The sequence below is a fragment of the Hallella multisaccharivorax DSM 17128 genome (assembly GCF_000218235.1).
Taxonomy (GTDB): domain Bacteria; phylum Bacteroidota; class Bacteroidia; order Bacteroidales; family Bacteroidaceae; genus Prevotella; species Prevotella multisaccharivorax.
Window position 1 is genome coordinate 1461431 of the sequence record NZ_GL945017.1, and the last position, 18550, is coordinate 1479980.

Annotated in this window: 15 protein-coding genes; 9 read left to right on the forward strand and 6 right to left on the reverse strand. The window is 46.1% G+C overall.

The annotated features are described in order from the left end of the window. Nucleotides 1-38 precede the first annotated feature (38 nt). The 3 genes from PREMU_RS06345 (at nt 39) to hisB (ending at nt 2865) form a co-directional block, all read left to right on the forward strand. Complete coding sequence (locus PREMU_RS06345) at nt 39-806, forward strand: radical SAM protein (protein ID WP_007574005.1); 768 nt, start codon at nt 39-41, stop codon at nt 804-806. Between the two features lie 328 nt (nt 807-1134). Further along, nucleotides 1135-1764: a hypothetical protein gene (locus tag PREMU_RS14115; protein WP_156803972.1), complete on the forward strand. Its 630-nt coding sequence runs from the start codon at nt 1135-1137 to the stop codon at nt 1762-1764. A gap of 27 nt (nt 1765-1791) precedes the next feature. Next, nucleotides 1792-2865 (forward strand): bifunctional histidinol-phosphatase/imidazoleglycerol-phosphate dehydratase HisB, encoded by a 1074-nt coding sequence (gene hisB, locus PREMU_RS06355; protein WP_007574007.1) that lies wholly within the window; start codon nt 1792-1794, stop codon nt 2863-2865. Nucleotides 2866-2884: 19 nt separating this feature from the next. Here the strand turns inward: hisB and PREMU_RS06360 are convergent, their stop codons facing one another. Together PREMU_RS06360 and PREMU_RS06365 are read right to left on the reverse strand one after the other, a co-directional pair. After that, on the reverse strand, nt 2885-3760 hold the full coding sequence (locus PREMU_RS06360) for a glycoside hydrolase family 25 protein (RefSeq protein WP_007574009.1): 876 nt from the start codon (nt 3758-3760) through the stop codon (nt 2885-2887). An 8-nt stretch (nt 3761-3768) separates the two neighbouring features. Next, a complete protein-coding gene (locus PREMU_RS06365) occupies nt 3769-5418 on the reverse strand; it encodes a diphosphate--fructose-6-phosphate 1-phosphotransferase (RefSeq protein ID WP_007574011.1) in 1650 nt (549 codons plus the stop codon). 185 nt (nt 5419-5603) lie between these two features. Here PREMU_RS06365 and PREMU_RS06370 point away from each other — a divergent pair, with 185 nt between their 5' ends. The 6 genes from PREMU_RS06370 to truA all read left to right on the forward strand — a co-directional run bounded on the left by PREMU_RS06370 (nt 5604) and on the right by truA (nt 13435). Beyond that, a complete protein-coding gene (locus PREMU_RS06370; protein ID WP_007574013.1) occupies nt 5604-5876 on the forward strand; it encodes a hypothetical protein in 273 nt (90 codons plus the stop codon). 10 nt (nt 5877-5886) lie between these two features. Continuing rightward, nucleotides 5887-6441 carry a 1-acyl-sn-glycerol-3-phosphate acyltransferase gene (locus PREMU_RS06375; protein WP_007574014.1) on the forward strand — a complete coding sequence of 185 codons (555 nt, stop codon included), beginning with the start codon at nt 5887-5889 and terminating at the stop codon, nt 6439-6441. Nucleotides 6442-6491: 50 nt separating this feature from the next. Next, nucleotides 6492-9461, forward strand: coding sequence for a golvesin C-terminal-like domain-containing protein (locus PREMU_RS06380; RefSeq protein ID WP_040558705.1), 2970 nt, complete (start codon nt 6492-6494; stop codon nt 9459-9461). 100 nt (nt 9462-9561) lie between these two features. Then, the gene (locus PREMU_RS06385) at nt 9562-9900 is read left to right on the forward strand and encodes a hypothetical protein (RefSeq protein WP_007574016.1); all 339 of its coding nucleotides are present in this window, start codon (nt 9562-9564) and stop codon (nt 9898-9900) included. Nucleotides 9901-9905: 5 nt separating this feature from the next. Next, complete coding sequence (locus PREMU_RS06390) at nt 9906-11873, forward strand: YgiQ family radical SAM protein (protein WP_007574017.1); 1968 nt, start codon at nt 9906-9908, stop codon at nt 11871-11873. A gap of 773 nt (nt 11874-12646) precedes the next feature. Further along, on the forward strand, nt 12647-13435 hold the full coding sequence (gene truA, locus PREMU_RS15330; protein WP_050796461.1) for a tRNA pseudouridine(38-40) synthase TruA: 789 nt from the start codon (nt 12647-12649) through the stop codon (nt 13433-13435). Nucleotides 13436-13498: 63 nt separating this feature from the next. Here truA and PREMU_RS06405 read toward each other — a convergent pair whose 3' ends face one another. From PREMU_RS06405 to PREMU_RS06420, 4 genes are all read right to left on the reverse strand, one after another. Then, entirely contained in the window at nt 13499-14242 is a 744-nt protein-coding gene (locus tag PREMU_RS06405; protein ID WP_007574019.1) for a YebC/PmpR family DNA-binding transcriptional regulator, read from the reverse strand. Nucleotides 14243-14265: 23 nt separating this feature from the next. Beyond that, nucleotides 14266-16734, reverse strand: coding sequence for a phenylalanine--tRNA ligase subunit beta (gene pheT, locus PREMU_RS06410; protein ID WP_007574020.1), 2469 nt, complete (start codon nt 16732-16734; stop codon nt 14266-14268). A gap of 99 nt (nt 16735-16833) precedes the next feature. Continuing rightward, on the reverse strand, nt 16834-17469 hold the full coding sequence (locus tag PREMU_RS06415) for a trimeric intracellular cation channel family protein (protein ID WP_007574021.1): 636 nt from the start codon (nt 17467-17469) through the stop codon (nt 16834-16836). Nucleotides 17470-17477: 8 nt separating this feature from the next. Then, nucleotides 17478-18449 (reverse strand): D-2-hydroxyacid dehydrogenase, encoded by a 972-nt coding sequence (locus PREMU_RS06420; protein WP_040558710.1) that lies wholly within the window; start codon nt 18447-18449, stop codon nt 17478-17480. Nucleotides 18450-18550 lie beyond the last annotated feature (101 nt).

The window sequence follows — 18550 nt, forward strand, 5'->3', positions numbered from 1 at the left end:
ACCTTAACTTTGCAGAAAAGTAAATCGAATACATTTTTATGAGTACCGTGATATATCCAAGTCCTATTTATGGTCCTGTGCACAGTCGGCGTTTAGGCTTGAGCCTTGGCATCAATCTTATGCCGGCAGATGGTAAGATTTGTACGTTTGATTGCCTCTATTGTGAATGTGGCTTTAATGCCGACCGCCGCACGCACAGCGCCTATCCGACTCGTGAAGCCGTTACAGAGGCATTGGAATATCAACTGATCAAGATGCACAATAACAATGAGCATCCTGACGTGCTCACCTTCGCGGGTAATGGTGAGCCTACGGGAAACCCTTATTTCCCTGAAATCATTGATGATACTGTCCGCTTACGTGACAAGTGGTGTCCACAGGCAAAAATCAGTGTACTTAGTAATTCTACATTTATTGGACGTGAGAAGGTAAGACAGGCATTGATGAAGGTGGACAATAACATTCTAAAGCTTGACACTGTCAATGCCGAATACATCCGAAGGGTGGATCGTCCTACTCAGCCTACCTACGACGTGCATAAAATCATAGAGAACATGAAGTGGTTCAATGGTCATATCATCATCCAGACCATGTTCATGAAGGGTGACGGCACAGACAATACCGGCGACGAATATGTTTTACCATGGCTGGAGGCTGTTAAAGCTATCAAGCCACAGGAAGTAATGGTCTATACGATTGACCGTGAGACACCAGACCGAAAGTTGCTCAAAGCCTCGCACGAGGAGCTTGACCGCATCAAGGCTCTTGTCATCGATGCAGGGATTTCCTGTACCGCGTCATATTAATAATAAGATGTACAATCATAAACCTTAGCATATGGATTCAGAGCTGTTTCATAACCGCAGTTTGGGCAGTTGCCTTAAAGATGCCCTCGACCTATACAGAACTAATTTCAGGACTATCTTCCGTAGGTTATGGTTGCCTGTGCTTGTGATGTCCCTGCTTCTTTCCTCTGTCATGATGATAGAACTGTCTCATCCGAATATGTCATCCCCTTCAAATCTGAGTATTTCTTGGGGGACATCCTTATTTTCGTTTGTATTTTACATTGCGTCTATAGCTGTCAGTATTTGGATCGTCTCAATTATTGTCAGCTTACTCAATGGAAAAAGCATGAAGGTAAACCTTCCACGTATAGCACGGCTTTTTCTATTGCTGATAGGTGTTGCGGTAGTCGTTTGTGTGCTTTCAGGGTTGGGCATCTATGCTAATTATTCAAGCATTAAGGGACCTGAGCAATTAAAGAATGCCAACATGAAGTTGCTGCTCAGTTCTGCTCTTTTCACTATTGTGATCATAGTGGCGTTTCTGCCTCTTGTCTTCTCCAGTATGAAATATTGCATCGAGCCTGATAGAAAAGTGGCTTCCATATTTAAGCGACCATATATTGTTGGTTTTCGTCATTGGGGATTCCTTTTTCTCATTGTGTTGCTGACAGAACTTATTGCCATGGTTTTCAACATGTTCTTCTATCTGCCACTCTGCATTATTTTTCTCTGCTACTTTCTCAATGACAGTGGCATCGCAATAGGTGATCCGTCTGGATTGCCCGGAGCTCTTGGCATCCTCGCCTTTATCATCGGTACAGGCAGTATGTTTTTATCTCTCTTCGTCAGGCCTTGGATGCTATTCTCATACTATTATGCCTATGGCTGTATAGAGGAAAAGGAGAAAGCAAGAAAAAAACAAAAGGAGACGAAGATTCTCCAGGTGGATAACGTAGATTTCGAGGAAGTAAGATAATAAGGAAAGAACAATAGCCCTTTGTACATGAAACAGCGATACCTTTTTATTGACCGTGACGGAACCCTTATAGAGGAGCCTCTCGATGAGCAAATAGATAGTTTTGCCAAGCTGAGGTTTGTGCCTTCTGTCTTCCGCAACTTAAGCTTCATTCAGCGTCATCTCGACTTTAAGCTTGTTATGGTATCCAATCAAGATGGCTTGGGGACTTCAGCATTCCCCGAGGAACATTTCTGGCCAGTTCAAAATTTTGTCATTGAAACCCTGAAGGGTGAAGGCATCGCTTTTGACGATATCCTTATCGACCGTCACTTCCCAAGAGACGGTTCGCCTATGCGTAAGCCAGAAACGGGAATGGTGGAGAAATATATAAAAGATGCGGCTGTCGACATGGCTCATAGCTATGTTATCGGAGACAGGGAGAGCGACGCGCAACTTGCGAATAATATGGGGTGTAAGTCACTTATCCTAAGAAAGGACGGCATGACATGGGACAAAATTGCAGAGATTCTATTTGCTGGCGAACGCATTGCAGAAATTCGCAGAACGACAAAAGAAACGGATGTTTATGTGCGACTTAATCTTGACGGCTCTGGGAAAAGTGATGTTTCTACGGGGATCGGTTTCTTTGACCACATGCTGGAGCAGATAGGCCATCATGGAATGATTGACATCACTGTTCACACAAAAGGTGATTTGTATGTGGACGAGCACCATACCATAGAAGACACCGGACTTGCTTTAGGCGAATGCATTCTTAAAGCGCTTGGAGACAAGCGCGGTATCGAACGGTATGGCTTTTGTCTTCCAATGGACGATTGCCTTTGCCGGATTGCATTGGACTTTGGTGGCCGTCCATGGCTCGTATGGGATGCAGAGTTCAAACGAGAGAAGATAGGAGAAATGCCCACCGAGATGTTCTTTCATTTCTTCAAGAGCCTGAGTGATGCTGCGAAGATGAATCTTAATATCAAGGCTGAAGGGACCAATGAACATCATAAGATTGAAGGTATCTTTAAGGCATTGGCACATAGTTTGAAAATGGCAGTCAGACGGGACATCAATCACTTTTACTTACCCTCATCAAAGGGTATGTTGTAAGGGAAATCTTCCTTTGAAGCTATTCTTCCTCATCGTGGCCAATAGTCAATTGTAATAAATCATAATAAGAGCCATTGTAGATATTCAGGTCAACATGCCCATTGATTCCTGGCAGCACACCTGTATCAGTGTGTTGCCAGAATTTCCATTTGCCTTTATACTCTACTTTATCAACATAATAGTGAGCAATCCAATAAGGATAGTCATCAAAGACAGGATCTGACAGATATTTTTCCTTGAAATTATGATAGGTGTAGATAATTGGCTTAACATGATATTTGTCTTCAACAATGTGGAGCCATGAAAGCACATCGGTTTGGAAATCTTCTATACTTTGATCGGAGGGCTTATGCTCAATGTCAAGTACTGGTGGCAGATCCCCATCTTTAAGGTGTACCTCTTTCAAGAAGAAATATGCCTGAGACCGAGCCGGAGATTTCGTACTCCAGAAATGGTATGCTCCCCGCACAAAGCCATATTCGCGTGCTTGATAAAAGTTATCATTGAAATTAGGATCGACCTTCGAAGAGCCTTCTGTCGCCTTGATAATAATGAACCGGAGTGGACAACCGTCTATCAGAGCATTGGAACGTAATCTGTCCCAATCAATTTTCCCCTGATACCTTGAAATGTCAATCCCATGTATCTCATATCCTTCTGGGTACTTGACATCACCATAAAAAGCACGCCACCGAAATCCAGTGGGGCCTACGAAGAAATACCAAAAAGCCCATATATAGAGGACTGTCACCGTAATGCCGCCGAAAATCCAGGCCTTACCGTATTTCTTCTTGATAAACTGAAGAGAAGCCAGTCCGTGCCGGTGATAGCCGCCTCTTCTATGAACCTGTCGAGAAGATACAGCTCGCCTACGTACTGGCTTCTTTTTACGCATTAATACTCTTATTTCTTAGTCTTATTTTCCAAAGATAGGGTCCTGGTATCACGATCACAAACCTCTGCAGGTCCCCAATACTGGATAGGACCTGGATAAACAAAGCAGGTCTTGTTTGCCCATTCGTCACGATGTGCTTCGAAGGCCTGGAATGGAGCTCCATTAAGCTCAACAAGAGCCTTACGGATCACCGGCTTCATCTCACCATTGCGGCGTTCCATGTTCATCATCATAGTGATAGGCACGCCACCCGCCTTCCACTCGTCTGTTGGAGCGGACAGATTCTTAACAATGGCCATATAGCCTGTTTTACCATTGGCAATCAGGTTGGCAGCACTCACACCAAGCGCATAGCAATAGTCTGCATCAAAGTTGGAAGGAGCCGCACAGCGGCCCTCATAGCCAAAGAAATGGTGTTGTGCGGCGAACTTACCATTGTATTTGCCTGCCTTCTTCCATTCATCAAGCTTGGTACCAACCATATCTGAGATCAGCTTTTCAGTCTCAATAAGCGATACCTGAACGTTTCCATGAGGATCACGATCAAGGGAAAGCTGACGGGCGACACCTTCAGGAAGTGTAGAGAAGGTCTCTGCGTTTTTCTTGCTGAGATGAGCAAGAATATATTCACGCTGAGCGTCCTTATCCAAATTCTTATAGTCATTGCCATGAGCAGCAAGCAGGTCGTTGAGCTCATCTATTAAGCGACCAATAGCAGGAATAAACTCAATGAGACCCTCAGGTATAAGGACCACGCCAAAGTTGTTTCCGTCTTCTGCACGTTTTGCAACCGCAGAGGCAATTTGTTCTATTATCTGATTGAGAGTCATGTCCTTTGCTTGGATTTCCTCTGAGATGAGACAGATATTGGGTTGTGTCTGAAGAGCACATTCCAAAGCGATATGTGATGCTGAGCGTCCCATGAGCTTGATAAAGTGCCAGTACTTACGGGCAGAGTTGGCATCACGCTCAATGTTACCGATAAGCTCTGAATAGACCTTGGTAGCTGTATCGAAACCAAAGCTGGTCTCAATCTGGTCATTCTTGAGGTCACCATCAATGGTCTTGGGACAGCCAATGACCTGAACGCCATAGTTCTTGGCTGCATAGTACTCGGCCAGAACGCATGCATTCGTATTGGAATCATCTCCACCAATAATGACGATAGCCTTGATGTTAAGCTGGCGAATGATCTCCAATCCTTTTTCGAACTGATCTTCCTTCTCCAACTTGGTACGGCCTGAGCCAATCATATCAAAGCCGCCCGTGTTACGGTATTGATCCACGAAGTCCTCTGTCAGCTCCATATAGTTATGGTCAACAAGTCCGCCCGGACCCATCAAGAACCCATAGACTTTGTTGTTGGAATTCATCTTTCTTACGGCATCAAAGATACCGCAGATAACGTTGTGTCCGCCAGGAGCTTGTCCGCCAGAAAGAATAATACCGACGTTCATTTCATTTTTAGCTTTCTTGTCACCAGGCACGAACTCTATCAACGGCATCCCATACGTATTGGGGAAAAGCTTCTTGATTTTCTCCTGGTCTCCTACACTCTGAGTAGGCTCGCCTTCCTTGACTTTAACGGCACTCTGCAGTCCCTTGGGGAGTTTGGGTTGGTACTGTGCACGTGCTTTCTGCAAAAGACTTGTTTTCATTGATTTGAAATTGAATGTAATGAATGAATCTATGTTGCAAAAGTAACGTTTTCTGATGAGATAAGAAAAGAAATAGGCAATAAAACATTATTTTTATCTTTTTTAGAGCCCATCGCATTGTGGTTACGTTTTTTTTATCTATCTTTGGGCTTGATAAAAGTACATTAATCACCACCTTTTCAATTATGGCAAATAAAAGATATCTAAAGCGCACTATTAATTACATAACCAGTGAGCTTTTCGCAGAGACAATGGCTGCTGTGATTTACAATGACAAGACCAATAAAGAGGCAGGAGATAACCTTCTGGCTTCTATCATCCTTACACGCGATGACTTTATTAAGCGTGTCTCACACCCTGAGCCAGGCTTGGCACCCAATAAATATTTCAAGACCCTCATTAAGGACTTTAATAATAGCATGTCGGAAATCATCGATAGAATCAATAATTTAGGTTAACATTCTTAGCATGATAAAAAAGATTTGCAGTTGGCTTCTATTCAAACTATTTGGATGGAAGCTCAATGTCACTGTAGGCTTTCCAGAAAAGTTTATCATTGCTCTTGCTCCACACACCAGCAATTGGGATTTTGTGCTGGGAGTACTCTATATGTATTCTCAAGGAATCAAGATAAACTTTTTAATGAAGAAAGAGTGGTTTTGCGGGCCATTGAATCCACTTTTCACCAGATTGGGTGGTATTCCTGTCATCAGGTCGAGGCATTCAAGCCTGACAGATCTTTTGACAGAAGAGGCGCGCTCGCACGATGCGTTTCGTCTGTGTATCACACCAGAAGGCACAAGATCAATTAATCCGGACTGGAAACATGGCTTTTACTATATAGCTCTTAAGGCTAACATCCCCATTCTTCTGTATGGGATCGATTACGAAAAGAAGCTCATTCAATGTACCAAGAGCTTCATCCCGACCGGAGACATTGATAGGGAAATGAAAGATGTAAAACTCTATTTCAAGGATTTCAAGGGAAAGCACCCCGAGAAATTTACAATTGGTGAGGTGTGACTAAAATAATTTTTAACTATGAGCTGCTGGACTCAAGAATTCGTGAGCGAATGAGATACTTTATTGCTATATGCACCTGTTTCTTTCTGTCTTTAGAAGGTTTGCAGGCACAAAAGACGAGCCTGGAGGCAAGGGCCAAAAACGCGATGGACGCGTATTTTGCAACTTATCCCCATATTGAAAGTATGTCTCAGCCACCCAGACTTGAAAAACTATTTATTGACACCAATAGTCAATCTGTTACCATTACGGCCTCCAGTAGTTTTGCGCAACAAGACTTCACCTCAAGTCTCGTGAGGAAAGTCTATAATAGAGTGCAGAAGGTCCTCCCTCGGCCACTTAATAAATTCAAGATCAGTATATTCATTAATGGAATTCAGCTTGAGCAATATGTTCCTGACTCAAAGCTAAGTCCAAATGAAAGTTGGAATCTATGGGGAGCTCTTGATTATAAAGGCGCTCCATGGGCTGCTAACATATCTTCTCCTGCTAATACTTCCAAAGGTTTGCGAGGGCGACATATCTCATTATGGGCTTCTCATGGCAGATATTACGACAACGAGCACAAACTGTGGAAATGGCAACGTCCCTTCCTTTTCTGTACTACAGAGGATCTCTTTACGCAGACTATTGTTATCCCGTATCTCATTCCTATGCTTCAAAATGCAGGAGCCGTTGTCTTCACTCCACGGGAACGAGACTGGCAGGAGATGGAATATATTGTTGATCCGGATGGAGGACTTAATACTTCCAACTCATGCTACAGCGAATATTCCAGGATAAACAAATGGGAGTCGACCCAACAGCAAGGTTTCGCAGCGCACAATGGTCCGTATCAAGATAATGAGAACCCTTTTGCTGCAGGTTCCTCAAAACAAATAAAAACTACAAAGAAAGCAGGTAAAGCGTTTATTAAATGGCAACCTTATTTCATTAAGCGTGGCAACTATGCTGTTTATGTAAGTTACACGACACTTGACAACAGTATTGATGATGCCCATTACACCGTGTTTCATCAGGGGATCGCAACAGAGTTCAGAGTTAATCAGCGTATGGGTGGAAGTACCTGGGTCTACCTTGGAACATTTACATTCGATGCAGGGAGCAGTATTGACAACTGTGTCATGTTGACCAACCAAAGTCATACTAAAGGCATCGTTACAGCGGATGCTGTACGCTTTGGCGGTGGAATGGGAAATATTGAGAGGGGCGGCTCTATAAGCGGATATCCACGTACGCTGGAGGGTGCAAGATACGCAGCGCAATGGGCTGGAGCTCCTTATGATATTTATGGAGGAAAGAAGGGGTTAGATGATTACTCAGACGACATCAATACGCGCTCTTTGATGTCTAACTGGTTGTCGGGAGGCTCCGTATATAACCCCGTGCAAGATGGTAAAGGTGTTCCTATTGAACTATCTCTCGCTGTCCACAGTGATGCAGGCTATGCTTCAGATGGAAAAACACGTTGGGGCAGTCTGGCCATTTGCACCACCGACTTCAATGATGGGCAACTCGCAAGTGGTGTCACACGGCAAGCTTCAAAGATATTTGCCGGTAATCTTCTCAATAACGCCGTCAGAGATTTGAGTAATAAATATGACGTATGGCCAAAAAGGTATTTGTGGGATCGTAACTATTCTGAGACACGTCTCCCTGGTTTTCCTTCTGCTATTATCGAGACAATGTCGCATCAGAATTTCCCAGATATGCTATTGGGACAAGATCCCAATTTCAAGTTTGACTTTGCTCGTTCGCTCTACAAAACCATAGCGCGTTTTATTAACGGCATGCATGGTCATCCTACTGTTATTGAGCCTTTACAGCCTCTGAATGTGGCCATCAGCCTCAAAGGCGACCAAGCCACATTAAGTTGGTCTCCTCAAAAAGACTCACAGGAGTCCACTGCAACCCCTACATACTTTATTGTGTATACGGCAGTAGGTAATGGTGGCTTTGATAATGGTGTTAAAACCAATCGTACTACCTTTCATATAGATCTTGAGCCCGGCATTCCCTATCATTTTAAAGTCACGGCAGGAAACCGAGGCGGGGAGAGCTTCCCATCAGAGACAGTATCGGCCGTATATGAGCCAAAAGCCTTAAAAACGATATTGGTCATCAACGGTTTCCATCGATTGTCAGCACCCGCCGTTATTAATGATGGAAAACAACAGGGATTCGATTTGGATTCAGACATAGGTGTTTCTTATGGGCTGACAGCAGGATGGAGCAGCAAGCAATATTCATTTGACATGACGCAGATGGGCAAAGAAACGAGTTCCGGTCTTGGCTACAGTGGAAACGAGCTTGCCGGGCACTTTGTTGCTGGCAATGATTTTAACTATATCATTGATCATTGTGAAGCTATCGCTTCTGCCCACCAATATAATGTAGTTAGTTGTTCGTCTAAAGCTGTTGAGACAGGTATTGTCAATCTCAACAATTACGATGCTGTCGATCTCATCTTAGGTTTAGAAAAGTTTACTCCAAATCAGACACGATATTACAAGACATTCCCACCAGAGATGATGCAAAAGTTGACGGAATATACTGCAAAGGGTGGAAAGTTGCTTGTCAGTGGCGCCTACATCGGATCAGATAATTGCATTCTTCCTTCAATGGATGACGAGGAAGGTACCACAAAGCCTCGATCTGATAACAGTCAATGGCTCAGTCAGACCCTGCACGTCAGTTGGAGTGGGACTATTAAGACAGACACTATTCAAGATATCAATGGACTTGGGCTGGATAACTTACATATATATAAGACACCCAATGCTGACCACTATTGTGTGCAGTTTGCGGATAAGCTCTCCCCTACCTCTGATGCTTTCTGCGCAATGCAATACGGTGATGGCAGTCCAGCTGCCGTTGCTTTTGATGGACATCAGACATCAAGGGCATCAAGACAAGTCTCGCGAACTTTCGTGATGGGATTCCCTTTCGAAAGTATCATGGATAAGCCAATTCGTGCAGTCATCATGAAAGGAATCCTTGCTTTCCTTTTTCGTAATTAGTGGTAAAGCGAAACTACCAGGCTATCCGAAATTGAGAATTACTCTTCCATCATCCGATAATAATAACTTCATTTACAAATAACGATTAACTTCAAATACTATGAAAATTCAAGCCAATCCATCCGGAACGAGAAGCATCGAAGTAACAGAGAAGCACCTTGCAACTATCGATAAATATTCTCTTCTTCGCAATCTTATCGACAGCAATGGCATCATTGACGAGGCGGTGCTTGACAAACTCAAGTTTAATGTCCGTTCGCTACTGGAAGGTACAGCCGGATCTGACCGTGACCTTCTCGACCTGTGCCTTGATGTGGTTTACAACAACAATATGAAGGCATTTGGTTTGCATGAGCTCGTACTGCTTTACATTAAGTGGAAGAATTCCATCCAACCCAAAGCCAGAGAAAACGATGATCCAGGCGAAGTGACCGACTAATTATGATGCAGCATCCATACCCACATTCCCAACCCATACTTACTGATTTCCTTCCGACAACGAAGAAAGAGTGCGAGCTTCGAGGTTGGATACAGCTTGATGTCATCATCTTTTCAGGTGATGCTTATGTAGACCATCCGGCTTTTGGAGCTGCAGTTATTGGTCGTATCATGGAGGCTGCCGGTTATAAGGTGGCTATTGTACCTCAGCCTGACTGGCATGGCGATTATCGCGACTTCAAGAAACTTGGGCGACCAAGACTTTTTTTCGCCATATCGCCAGGTAATATGGACAGTATGGTCAATCGCTATACTGCCAATCGCCGTATGCGTCATGACGATGCCTACAGTCCAGACTCGCGCCACGATATGCGGCCCGATTATCCAAGTGTTGTCTATACTAAAATCCTCAAGCAGCTCTTTCCAGATATCCCAGTGGTGCTGGGTGGCATTGAAGCTTCTATGAGGCGTTTCACACATTACGACTATTGGCAAGACAAACTACTCAAGCCAATTCTCTGTCTTAGCGGGGCCGATTTCTTGCTATATGGTATGGGTGAAAAAAACACGGTGGCACTCTGTAATGAGATGGCAGCCGGGAAAAAGATTTGTGAGATTGGCGACATCCCACAAACATCCTTTATGCGCAAAGAAGATGAGATTCCTGGAGGCATTCATGAAGATGATATTATGCTTCATTCTTATGAGGAATGTCTGCGGGACAAAAAGGCACATGCGGAGAATTTCCGGCATATTGAGGAAGAGTGCAACCGCATGCACGGTCAGCGCATGCTACAGAAGGTTGGAAACGAATATGTCGTGCAAAACCCTATGTATCCGCCTTTAACAACCGAAGAGTTGGATGCTGCCTTTGATTTGCCATATACGAGGCTGCCACATCCCAAATACAGAGGCAAGACCATACCGGCGTATGAGATGATCAAGTTCTCCATCAACATGCACCGAGGGTGTTTTGGTGGGTGTGCCTTCTGTACGATCTCCGCTCATCAAGGCAAGTTTGTAGTATGCCGTTCCAAAGAAAGCATCCTCAAAGAAGCAAAGAAAATCATTGCTATGCCCGACTTTAAAGGTTATATTTCAGATTTAGGTGGCCCGTCTGCCAATATGTATGGCATGCATGGGCGCAATCTGAAGGCCTGCGAGTATTGTCGGCGTCCATCGTGTGTCAACCCTGAAGTATGCCCTAATCTTTTCACGGACCATTCCAAACTATTAGAGATCTACCATGCCGTTGATGCTCTGCCTGGAGTAAAGAAAAGTTTTGTGGGTAGCGGTGTGCGCTACGACCTTATTTTGCACAAGTCGAGAGACGAAAAATCAAATAAGGCTGCAATACAATACGCGCGAGAGCTGATTATAAAGCATGTTAGTGGACGGCTGAAAGTGGCTCCGGAAAATACATCGGACCGTGTACTCAAGTTCATGAGAAAGCCGTCGTTCAAACTCTTTTATGACTTTAAACAGTTGTTTGACAAGATAAATAAGGAAGCAGGATTGCATCAGCAAATCATTCCTTACTTTATCAGCTCTCACCCTGCATGCAGGGAGGAGGACATGGCGGAACTTGCAGTGATCACAAAAGGGCTTGACTTCCATTTGGAGCAGGTTCAGGATTTTACACCGACTCCGATGACAGTCTCTACCACCGCTTTCTATACAGGTTATGATCCCTACACGTTGGAGTCTGTCTTCTGTGCGAAGACGCAAAAGGAGAAATTGGCGCAACGCATGTTTTTCTTCTGGTATAAGCCCGAGGAGAGGCAGGCTATCGAGCGAGAGCTACGTCGTATTGGAAGACCTGATCTCATCAACAAACTCTATGACGGACGCCCCCATCAAGGACGCGTGAAGTATGATAGCAAAGCGGTTGGTAGTTCGCCGGACATTCCAAAGAGAAAGAAACACACCTCTTTCAATTCTAATTTCTACCCAGAGAATAAGAAAAGAAGATGATTATCGCAGAGCAGTTTATTCAAGGTAAGCATGATGCAGAGAGTTGTGAAGACGGAATCGTAATCAACAAGGATTTCGTGGCAGTCATCGACGGGAGCACAAGTAAAGGTCTCAAGCGGATGGATCCCAATATGAGCAATGGCAGATATTGTATGTTAGCCGTCGCTCATTATATTCAACAAATGTCTGCAACAATCAGTCTTGCTCAATTTTGCGAAGGCATCACCGCCACTATTCATGCTATTTATGAAAAGAGCGGGGTCCTTGATTCCTCTCTCCAAAGGTCCATTGCCCCGATTGACCGGTTATGTGCTTCTGCGGTTATCTACAGTCATCATCGGAAGGAAATCTGGATGATTGGAGACTGTCAGTGCATGGTCGATGGCGAACTGTTCACAAACAGTAAACCGTCAGAAGCTGAGATTGCAGCTGAGCGTGCCGAGATCTTCGCAACGCAGGTCACAAGCCACCCTGACATGATTTCCAACGGACACATTGTCCACGATTATGCGCGCGATGCCGTGCTTCCTGCCCTCATCTCGTCTATGGACGGAGAGAACATAACTTATGCCGTCATTGACGGCTATCCCATTTATAGGAATGGCATAAAAGTGATTGATGTCAACGGTTCAGAAGCAGGGAAGAATATCATATTGGCCACTGATGGCTATCCTTTTCTCTGCAGGACCTTGGAAAAGAGTGAACGGAAGCTAAGAAAACAACTGAAAGAAGATCCTTTCAACATTCACTCGTTTAAGGCCACCAAAGGGCTTATGACAGGCAATGTATCTTTTGACGACCGTGCTTATGTCCGCTTCTCTCCGGCTGATGAGCAACGCTATTTCCTTACGTTGAGCTTCGACGGCACGGGGTATCATGGATGGCAGATACAACCCAATGGGGTATCCGTACAAGAGCAGTTACAAAATGCTCTCTCCAAAATACTGCGGCATAAAATAGAAGTGACCGGTGCGGGAAGGACAGATGCTGGCGTACATGCGAAAACCATGGTCTGCCACTTTGACGATGTGGCTGGGTACGACGATAAACAGATGATTTACAGGCTCAACCAACTGCTCCCAAAGGATATTGCCTGCCAGCGTCTCATTCCTGTGCCTTCTACGCTTCATGCGCGCTTTTCTGCTACACGGCGTACTTACCGTTATTTCATCCACATCGACAAGAATCCCTTCAACCGCCATTTCTCGGTGGAGACTCATTATCAGCTCGACTTCCCTCTGATGAATCATGCGGCAGAGCTGTTAGTGAAGACCACAGACTTTAAAGCCTTTTGCAAAGCTGACAACGACAGCCGAACTACGACCTGCCACGTCACCCGTGCCCAGTGGATTCAGACATCACCAAGTGAGTGGTATTTTGAAATCAGTGCAGACCGATTCTTAAGAAATATGGTTCGAGCTGTTGTCGGTACCCTTTTTGATGTAGGGCGTCACCGTATCAACCTTGAAGACTTCGCCGATGTAGTGGCCCATGGCAGCCGATCAGACTCCGGTGAGTCTATGCCCGCTAAAGGGCTCTTCCTTTGGGAGATAGAATATTAAGAAAAATCAAGTAGGAGGTAAACACTGATTGCTTATCTCCTACTCGATTTTTATTTAGAAGAGTTATTCTTCAGTAGTGTCTTCTGAAGGCTTGAGATTGGTGTAGACATTCTGCACGTCATCAAAATCATCAAGCTTCTCAACCATCTTCTCGATGGTTTCGCGCTGGTCAGCGGGGATATCCGTAAGGTCATTCGGGATATAAGTAAACTCAGCGGAAGTGATCTCATAGCCATTGTCCTCAAGATACTTCTGAATATCACCAAAACTTGTCGGCTCACCATAGATCGTTACTTCACCCGACTCCTCATCGGTATCATACTCATCCTCGACACCATAGTCAATCAAGTCGAGGATCAGCTCGTCCATCGCCGTATCCGCCTTCGGTTTGAAAGAGAATACTGCCTTGTGGTCAAAAAGAAAAGATAATGATCCTGTCGTGCCGAGGTTTCCACTAAACTTGTTGAATACTGATCTCACATCTGCAACTGTGCGTGTTGTATTATCGGTTAGCGTGTCAACGAGGATAGCCACTCCGTGAGGGCCATATCCTTCATAAGTCACCTCCTTATATTCGCTCTGGTCCTTCCCCATAGCGTTTTTGATGGCACGCTGGATATTATCCTTCGGCATATTCTCGCGCTTGCAGGTGGCGATGATAGCACGCAGGCGCGGATTATTCTCAGGCTCTGGACCACCTGCTTTCACAGCGATGGCAATCTCTTTACCTAATTTCGTAAATGTACGGGCCATATGACCCCACCTCTTCAGCTTTGTAGCTTTACGATATTCAAATGCTCTTCCCATTGGTTTGGTTCATTTTATCTGTTTTATCTTAATTCTGCATTGAGCTGCTTCTTCAAACTTGTGATAAGCTTCTGCATCATAGACTCTATCTGCTTCTCGGACAGAGTCTTCTCTTCATCTTCAAACACAAAGTTAACTGCATAGCTCTTCTTGCCGGCTGGCAGGTTCTTGCCTTGATAGACATCGAAGAGCGTGACGCTTTTCAGCAGCTTTTTCTCAGCCTTCCGTGCGATCTGCTCTATCTGTGCAAACTCCACATTGTCGTCGACAAGCAGAGCGAGGTCTCGACTCACTGACGGGAACTTAGAGAGTTCTCTAAACTCAATCTTATTCTTCTTGGTAGCTTTCACAATGGCACTCCAATTGAGCTCCGCATAGAAGACATCCTTGTCTATACCACATTCATGGGCGACCTTCTTTGAAAGTTTTCCATACTCAGCAAGAGTTAAACCTTGTCTTGTCTTCAGTGAAAGCCCATAGGCAAAGAGATTATTGTCGGTCCCCTGCTCCATGGCGAGGCTTTGTGCCAGACCGGCTCGCTGCAGCACATTGCTAACGTATGCCTTCAACTCATAAAAAGAGGAATCCTCATCAGGATGTGCCCATGATCCTTCCACACGCTTTCCTGTCAACCACAAGGCGATATGATACTGCTGAGTATAGGCAGGGATGGGGGTAATGTGGTCGTCTTTCTCTGGATCATAGCGATAAACATTGCCTACCTCGAAGAAGCGAAGATTCTCGCGCTTACGGTTGATATTGCGCGCAAGTGACTCCAGTCCTCCAAAGACCAGTGTCTGACGCATCACACCTAAGTCCGCCGAGAGCGGGTTCATCACCTTGACAGTATTAGCCCAAGGATAAGCGTTCAACTCGTCCTTCGTGTAGTAAGCTTCTTTTGTCAGAGAGTTGTTCAGAATCTCATTGAAGCCACAGCCTACAAGCTGTTCAGAGATGATATTCTCAAGCTTATGCTCTTTATCCTCCTCATTCTGAATAGTTAAAGAAGACTTCAGCTGAGTTGGGATCTCCACATTATTATATCCATAAATGCGCAGGATGTCTTCCACCACATCGCATGGACGACGCACGTCTACCCGATAAGCGGGCACCGTCAGGTCAAGACCCTCCGTGTCCTCTTTGTTGATCTTCATCTCCAGGCTGGTCACAATGCTCTTGATGGCATCGACGCCAAGCTTTTTGCCAATCAGCCGGTCAACATACTCATAGTTGAGCCGCACATCGAAATTGGGTAATGGATGGGGATACACATCTTTGATCTGCATCGACACCTTTCCGCCTGCAAGCTCCTGGCAGAGTATAGCCGCCTGCTTGAGGGCATAGATGGTACCATTGGGGTCCACGCCACGCTCAAAGCGGAAGCTGGCATCAGTGGAGAGGCCATGATGACGCGCGCTCTTGCGGATCCAGGTGGGGTGGAAATAAGCTGACTCCAGCACCACGTTCTTAGTCGTCTCGTATGTGCCTGAGCCCTTGCCGCCAAAGATACCCGCGATACACATGGGCTCTTTGGCATTACAGATGCTCAGATCGTGTTCGCCCAAGATGTGTTCCTCGCCGTCAAGAGTCACGAATTTCGTGCCTTCGGGCTGTGTACGCACCACGATCTTGTGGCCGATCACTTTGTCAGCATCGAAGCAATGCATTGGCTGGCCGTAAGCCATCATGATGTAGTTGGTGATATCGACGATGTTGTTGATAGGTCTCAAGCCAATAGTGGAGAGCTTTTCCTGCATCCACTTAGGGCTTTCCTTTACCTCACAGTCGGTAATGCTCAGGCAGGCATAACGCTTGCAAGCCTCCGTGTTTTCAATTTCCACATCAATAGGCATCGACTCGTTGTCAACATGAAACTTGGTGCAGTCGGGACGATGGAGACTTGTCTTGTATCCGCGCTGTATGAGCCATGCGTAGAGGTCGCGGGCCACACCATAGTGAGAGAGAGCGTCAGCACGGTTGGCAGTGATGTCGATATCAATCACCCAATCGCTATCGAGATGATAATACTCCGCAGCGGGAGTGCCCACCACGGCCTCCTCAGGGAGCACGATGATGCCGTCATGGCTCGTGCCCACGCCGATCTCATCCTCAGCACAGATCATGCCGAAAGAGTCGACACCGCGCAGGCGGCTTTTCTTGATGACAAACTCCTTATCGCCGTCGTAGAGCTTGCAGTCCAAGTCAGCAACGATCACTTTTTGCCCCGCTGCCACATTGGGTGCGCCACAGACGATTTGCTGTGGCTCGCCTTTACCCAGGTCAACAGTGGTGACATGCAGATGGTCGCTGTTGGGGTGCATCTCGCACGTGAGCACCTTGCCCACATAAAGCCCCTTCAGACCACCCTTGATGGCTTCCACCTCATCAAGGGCATCCACTTCCAACCCCGTAGAGGTCAGCGCGTCGGCAGTCTCTTGGGGAGAAAGGTCAAAGTCAACGTATTCCTTAAGCCATTTATATGATATTTTCATTTTAAGATTGATATTTTCTGCAAAATTACTAATAATCTATGAGCCAGGCAAACTGACTGGCGATTTTTTCCTTTATGCCGCAAAATACGGGGGAGTGCGTCAGGTCTCATCCTTGAGTACCGGAAGCGACAGATGGTATTTCACCGCAAGGATGCGGACGACGACAATGAATAGGAAAGTAGTGATCACAGTCACCGGCAAGTTCACCTCCAGTTCATTGAACATCCAATAGAGCAGTCCGCCTATGACACTGGCCATGGCATAGATCTCCTTGCGCAAGACGACGGGCGTCTTATTGAGCAGCACATCGCGGATTACGCCGCCGGCGCATCCGGTGATGCAGCCCATCACGATGGCCACCCAAAAGGGGAAACCGCATTCGAGAGTCTTTTGGATTCCCGTAATTGTGAATGACGCAAGGCCCAATGTGTCGAAAAAGAACCAGGCATTGTCAAGGCGGCGAAGCAATTTTGAGAACGAGATTACGAAGATCTGGGCGACGATCGTACAGATAATATAGAGTGGCGAGGTCATCCAAAATGGGGGAAGCCCCAACATGACATCGCGCAGGGTTCCACCCCCAATGGCCACGGCAAAGCCGCAGACAAATCCTCCGAACCAGTCGAAGTGCTTGGCGGCAGCATGGCGGATACCGGAGATGGCAAAAGCCAAGGTGCCGAGAATCTCGATGATAGTCTGTACAGTGTGAACTAATTGTGGATCAGCAAATTGCATGGCAATACTTAAACCTTATTGATGGGCTCTCCCTGAAGGAAGGCCTTGATGTTGGCCATACAAATATCCATCAGTCTTCGGCGTGCCTCCAGTGTGGCCCAAGCCACATGCGGGGTGATATAGGCATGCGGCTGTCTGAATAGCGGATTGTCAGGGCGCGGCGGCTCCTCGGCCATCACATCGGCCCCATAGCCGCCTAACTGTCCTCCGGCGAGCGCGTCGGCTATGGCCTGCTCATCGACGAGCGCACCGCGGGCAGTATTGATGAGAATTGTGCCCTGCCGCATCTTTGAGATACTGTCGGCATTGATGAAATGGAAGTTATCCTTTGTCAGCGGGCAATGGAGACTCACAATGTCTGAGGAGTGCAGCAGTCCGTCGAGCGTGGCTTTATAGACACCTTCCGGGAGCTGTGACTGATCTTTCGACGTATAGGCGAAGACACGCATGCCGAAAGCGAGGGCCACCTGAGCCACACGCTGCCCGATGTGGCCAAGTCCTACAATGCCCAACGTCTTGCCAGACAACTCTGGCAGTGGTGTATCCCAATAACAGAAATCCGGATTGCGCGACCAGCGCAGGCCTTCACCTTCCTTGTCAGCAGCACGGTTCTGGTCGGCATAATGAGCTACCTGATTGGTGATATTGAGAATATGAGCGAAGGTGGCCTGCACCACGCTCTCTGTGGAATAGGACGGGATATTGCACACTATTACACCATGACGATGGGCCGACTCAGTGTCAATGTTGTTATAGCCCGTAGCCAGAATGCCGATATATTTGAGTTTCGGCAGTTGGCGGATAACTTCATCGGTCATGTCGATCTTATTCATCAGCACGATGTCGGCGTCTTTGGCGCGCACGATGACCTGGTCAGGGGCTGTCCGCTCATAGACCTTCAACGCGCCGAAGGCCTTCAGAGGCTCCCAGGAGAGATCGCCTGGATTGGCGGCGTGGCCGTCAAGTACTACAATATTCATCATATCGAATTAAAAATTTATAAGGTTGCTATATAGTAAAAAATCAATGTCAGCCGTATTCTCTCTTCCTCTACAGTGTAATGGCATCGCCTCTACAGTGT

Excerpts from the sequence above, each read along its gene's own strand:
- PREMU_RS06345 (WP_007574005.1), top strand. The coding sequence starts at position 39 with ATGAGTACCGTGATATATCCAAGTCCTATTTATGGTCCTGTGCACAGT.
- PREMU_RS14115 (WP_156803972.1), top strand. The coding sequence starts at position 1,135 with ATGAAGGTAAACCTTCCACGTATAGCACGGCTTTTTCTATTGCTGATA.
- hisB (WP_007574007.1), top strand. The coding sequence starts at position 1,792 with ATGAAACAGCGATACCTTTTTATTGACCGTGACGGAACCCTTATAGAG.
- PREMU_RS06360 (WP_007574009.1), bottom strand. The coding sequence starts at position 3,760 with ATGCGTAAAAAGAAGCCAGTACGTAGGCGAGCTGTATCTTCTCGACAG.
- PREMU_RS06365 (WP_007574011.1), bottom strand. The coding sequence starts at position 5,418 with ATGAAAACAAGTCTTTTGCAGAAAGCACGTGCACAGTACCAACCCAAA.
- PREMU_RS06370 (WP_007574013.1), top strand. The coding sequence starts at position 5,604 with ATGGCAAATAAAAGATATCTAAAGCGCACTATTAATTACATAACCAGT.
- PREMU_RS06375 (WP_007574014.1), top strand. The coding sequence starts at position 5,887 with ATGATAAAAAAGATTTGCAGTTGGCTTCTATTCAAACTATTTGGATGG.
- PREMU_RS06380 (WP_040558705.1), top strand. The coding sequence starts at position 6,492 with ATGAGATACTTTATTGCTATATGCACCTGTTTCTTTCTGTCTTTAGAA.
- PREMU_RS06385 (WP_007574016.1), top strand. The coding sequence starts at position 9,562 with ATGAAAATTCAAGCCAATCCATCCGGAACGAGAAGCATCGAAGTAACA.
- PREMU_RS06390 (WP_007574017.1), top strand. The coding sequence starts at position 9,906 with ATGCAGCATCCATACCCACATTCCCAACCCATACTTACTGATTTCCTT.
- truA (WP_050796461.1), top strand. The coding sequence starts at position 12,647 with ATGACAGGCAATGTATCTTTTGACGACCGTGCTTATGTCCGCTTCTCT.
- PREMU_RS06405 (WP_007574019.1), bottom strand. The coding sequence starts at position 14,242 with ATGGGAAGAGCATTTGAATATCGTAAAGCTACAAAGCTGAAGAGGTGG.
- pheT (WP_007574020.1), bottom strand. The coding sequence starts at position 16,734 with ATGAAAATATCATATAAATGGCTTAAGGAATACGTTGACTTTGACCTT.
- PREMU_RS06415 (WP_007574021.1), bottom strand. The coding sequence starts at position 17,469 with ATGCAATTTGCTGATCCACAATTAGTTCACACTGTACAGACTATCATC.
- PREMU_RS06420 (WP_040558710.1), bottom strand. The coding sequence starts at position 18,449 with ATGAATATTGTAGTACTTGACGGCCACGCCGCCAATCCAGGCGATCTC.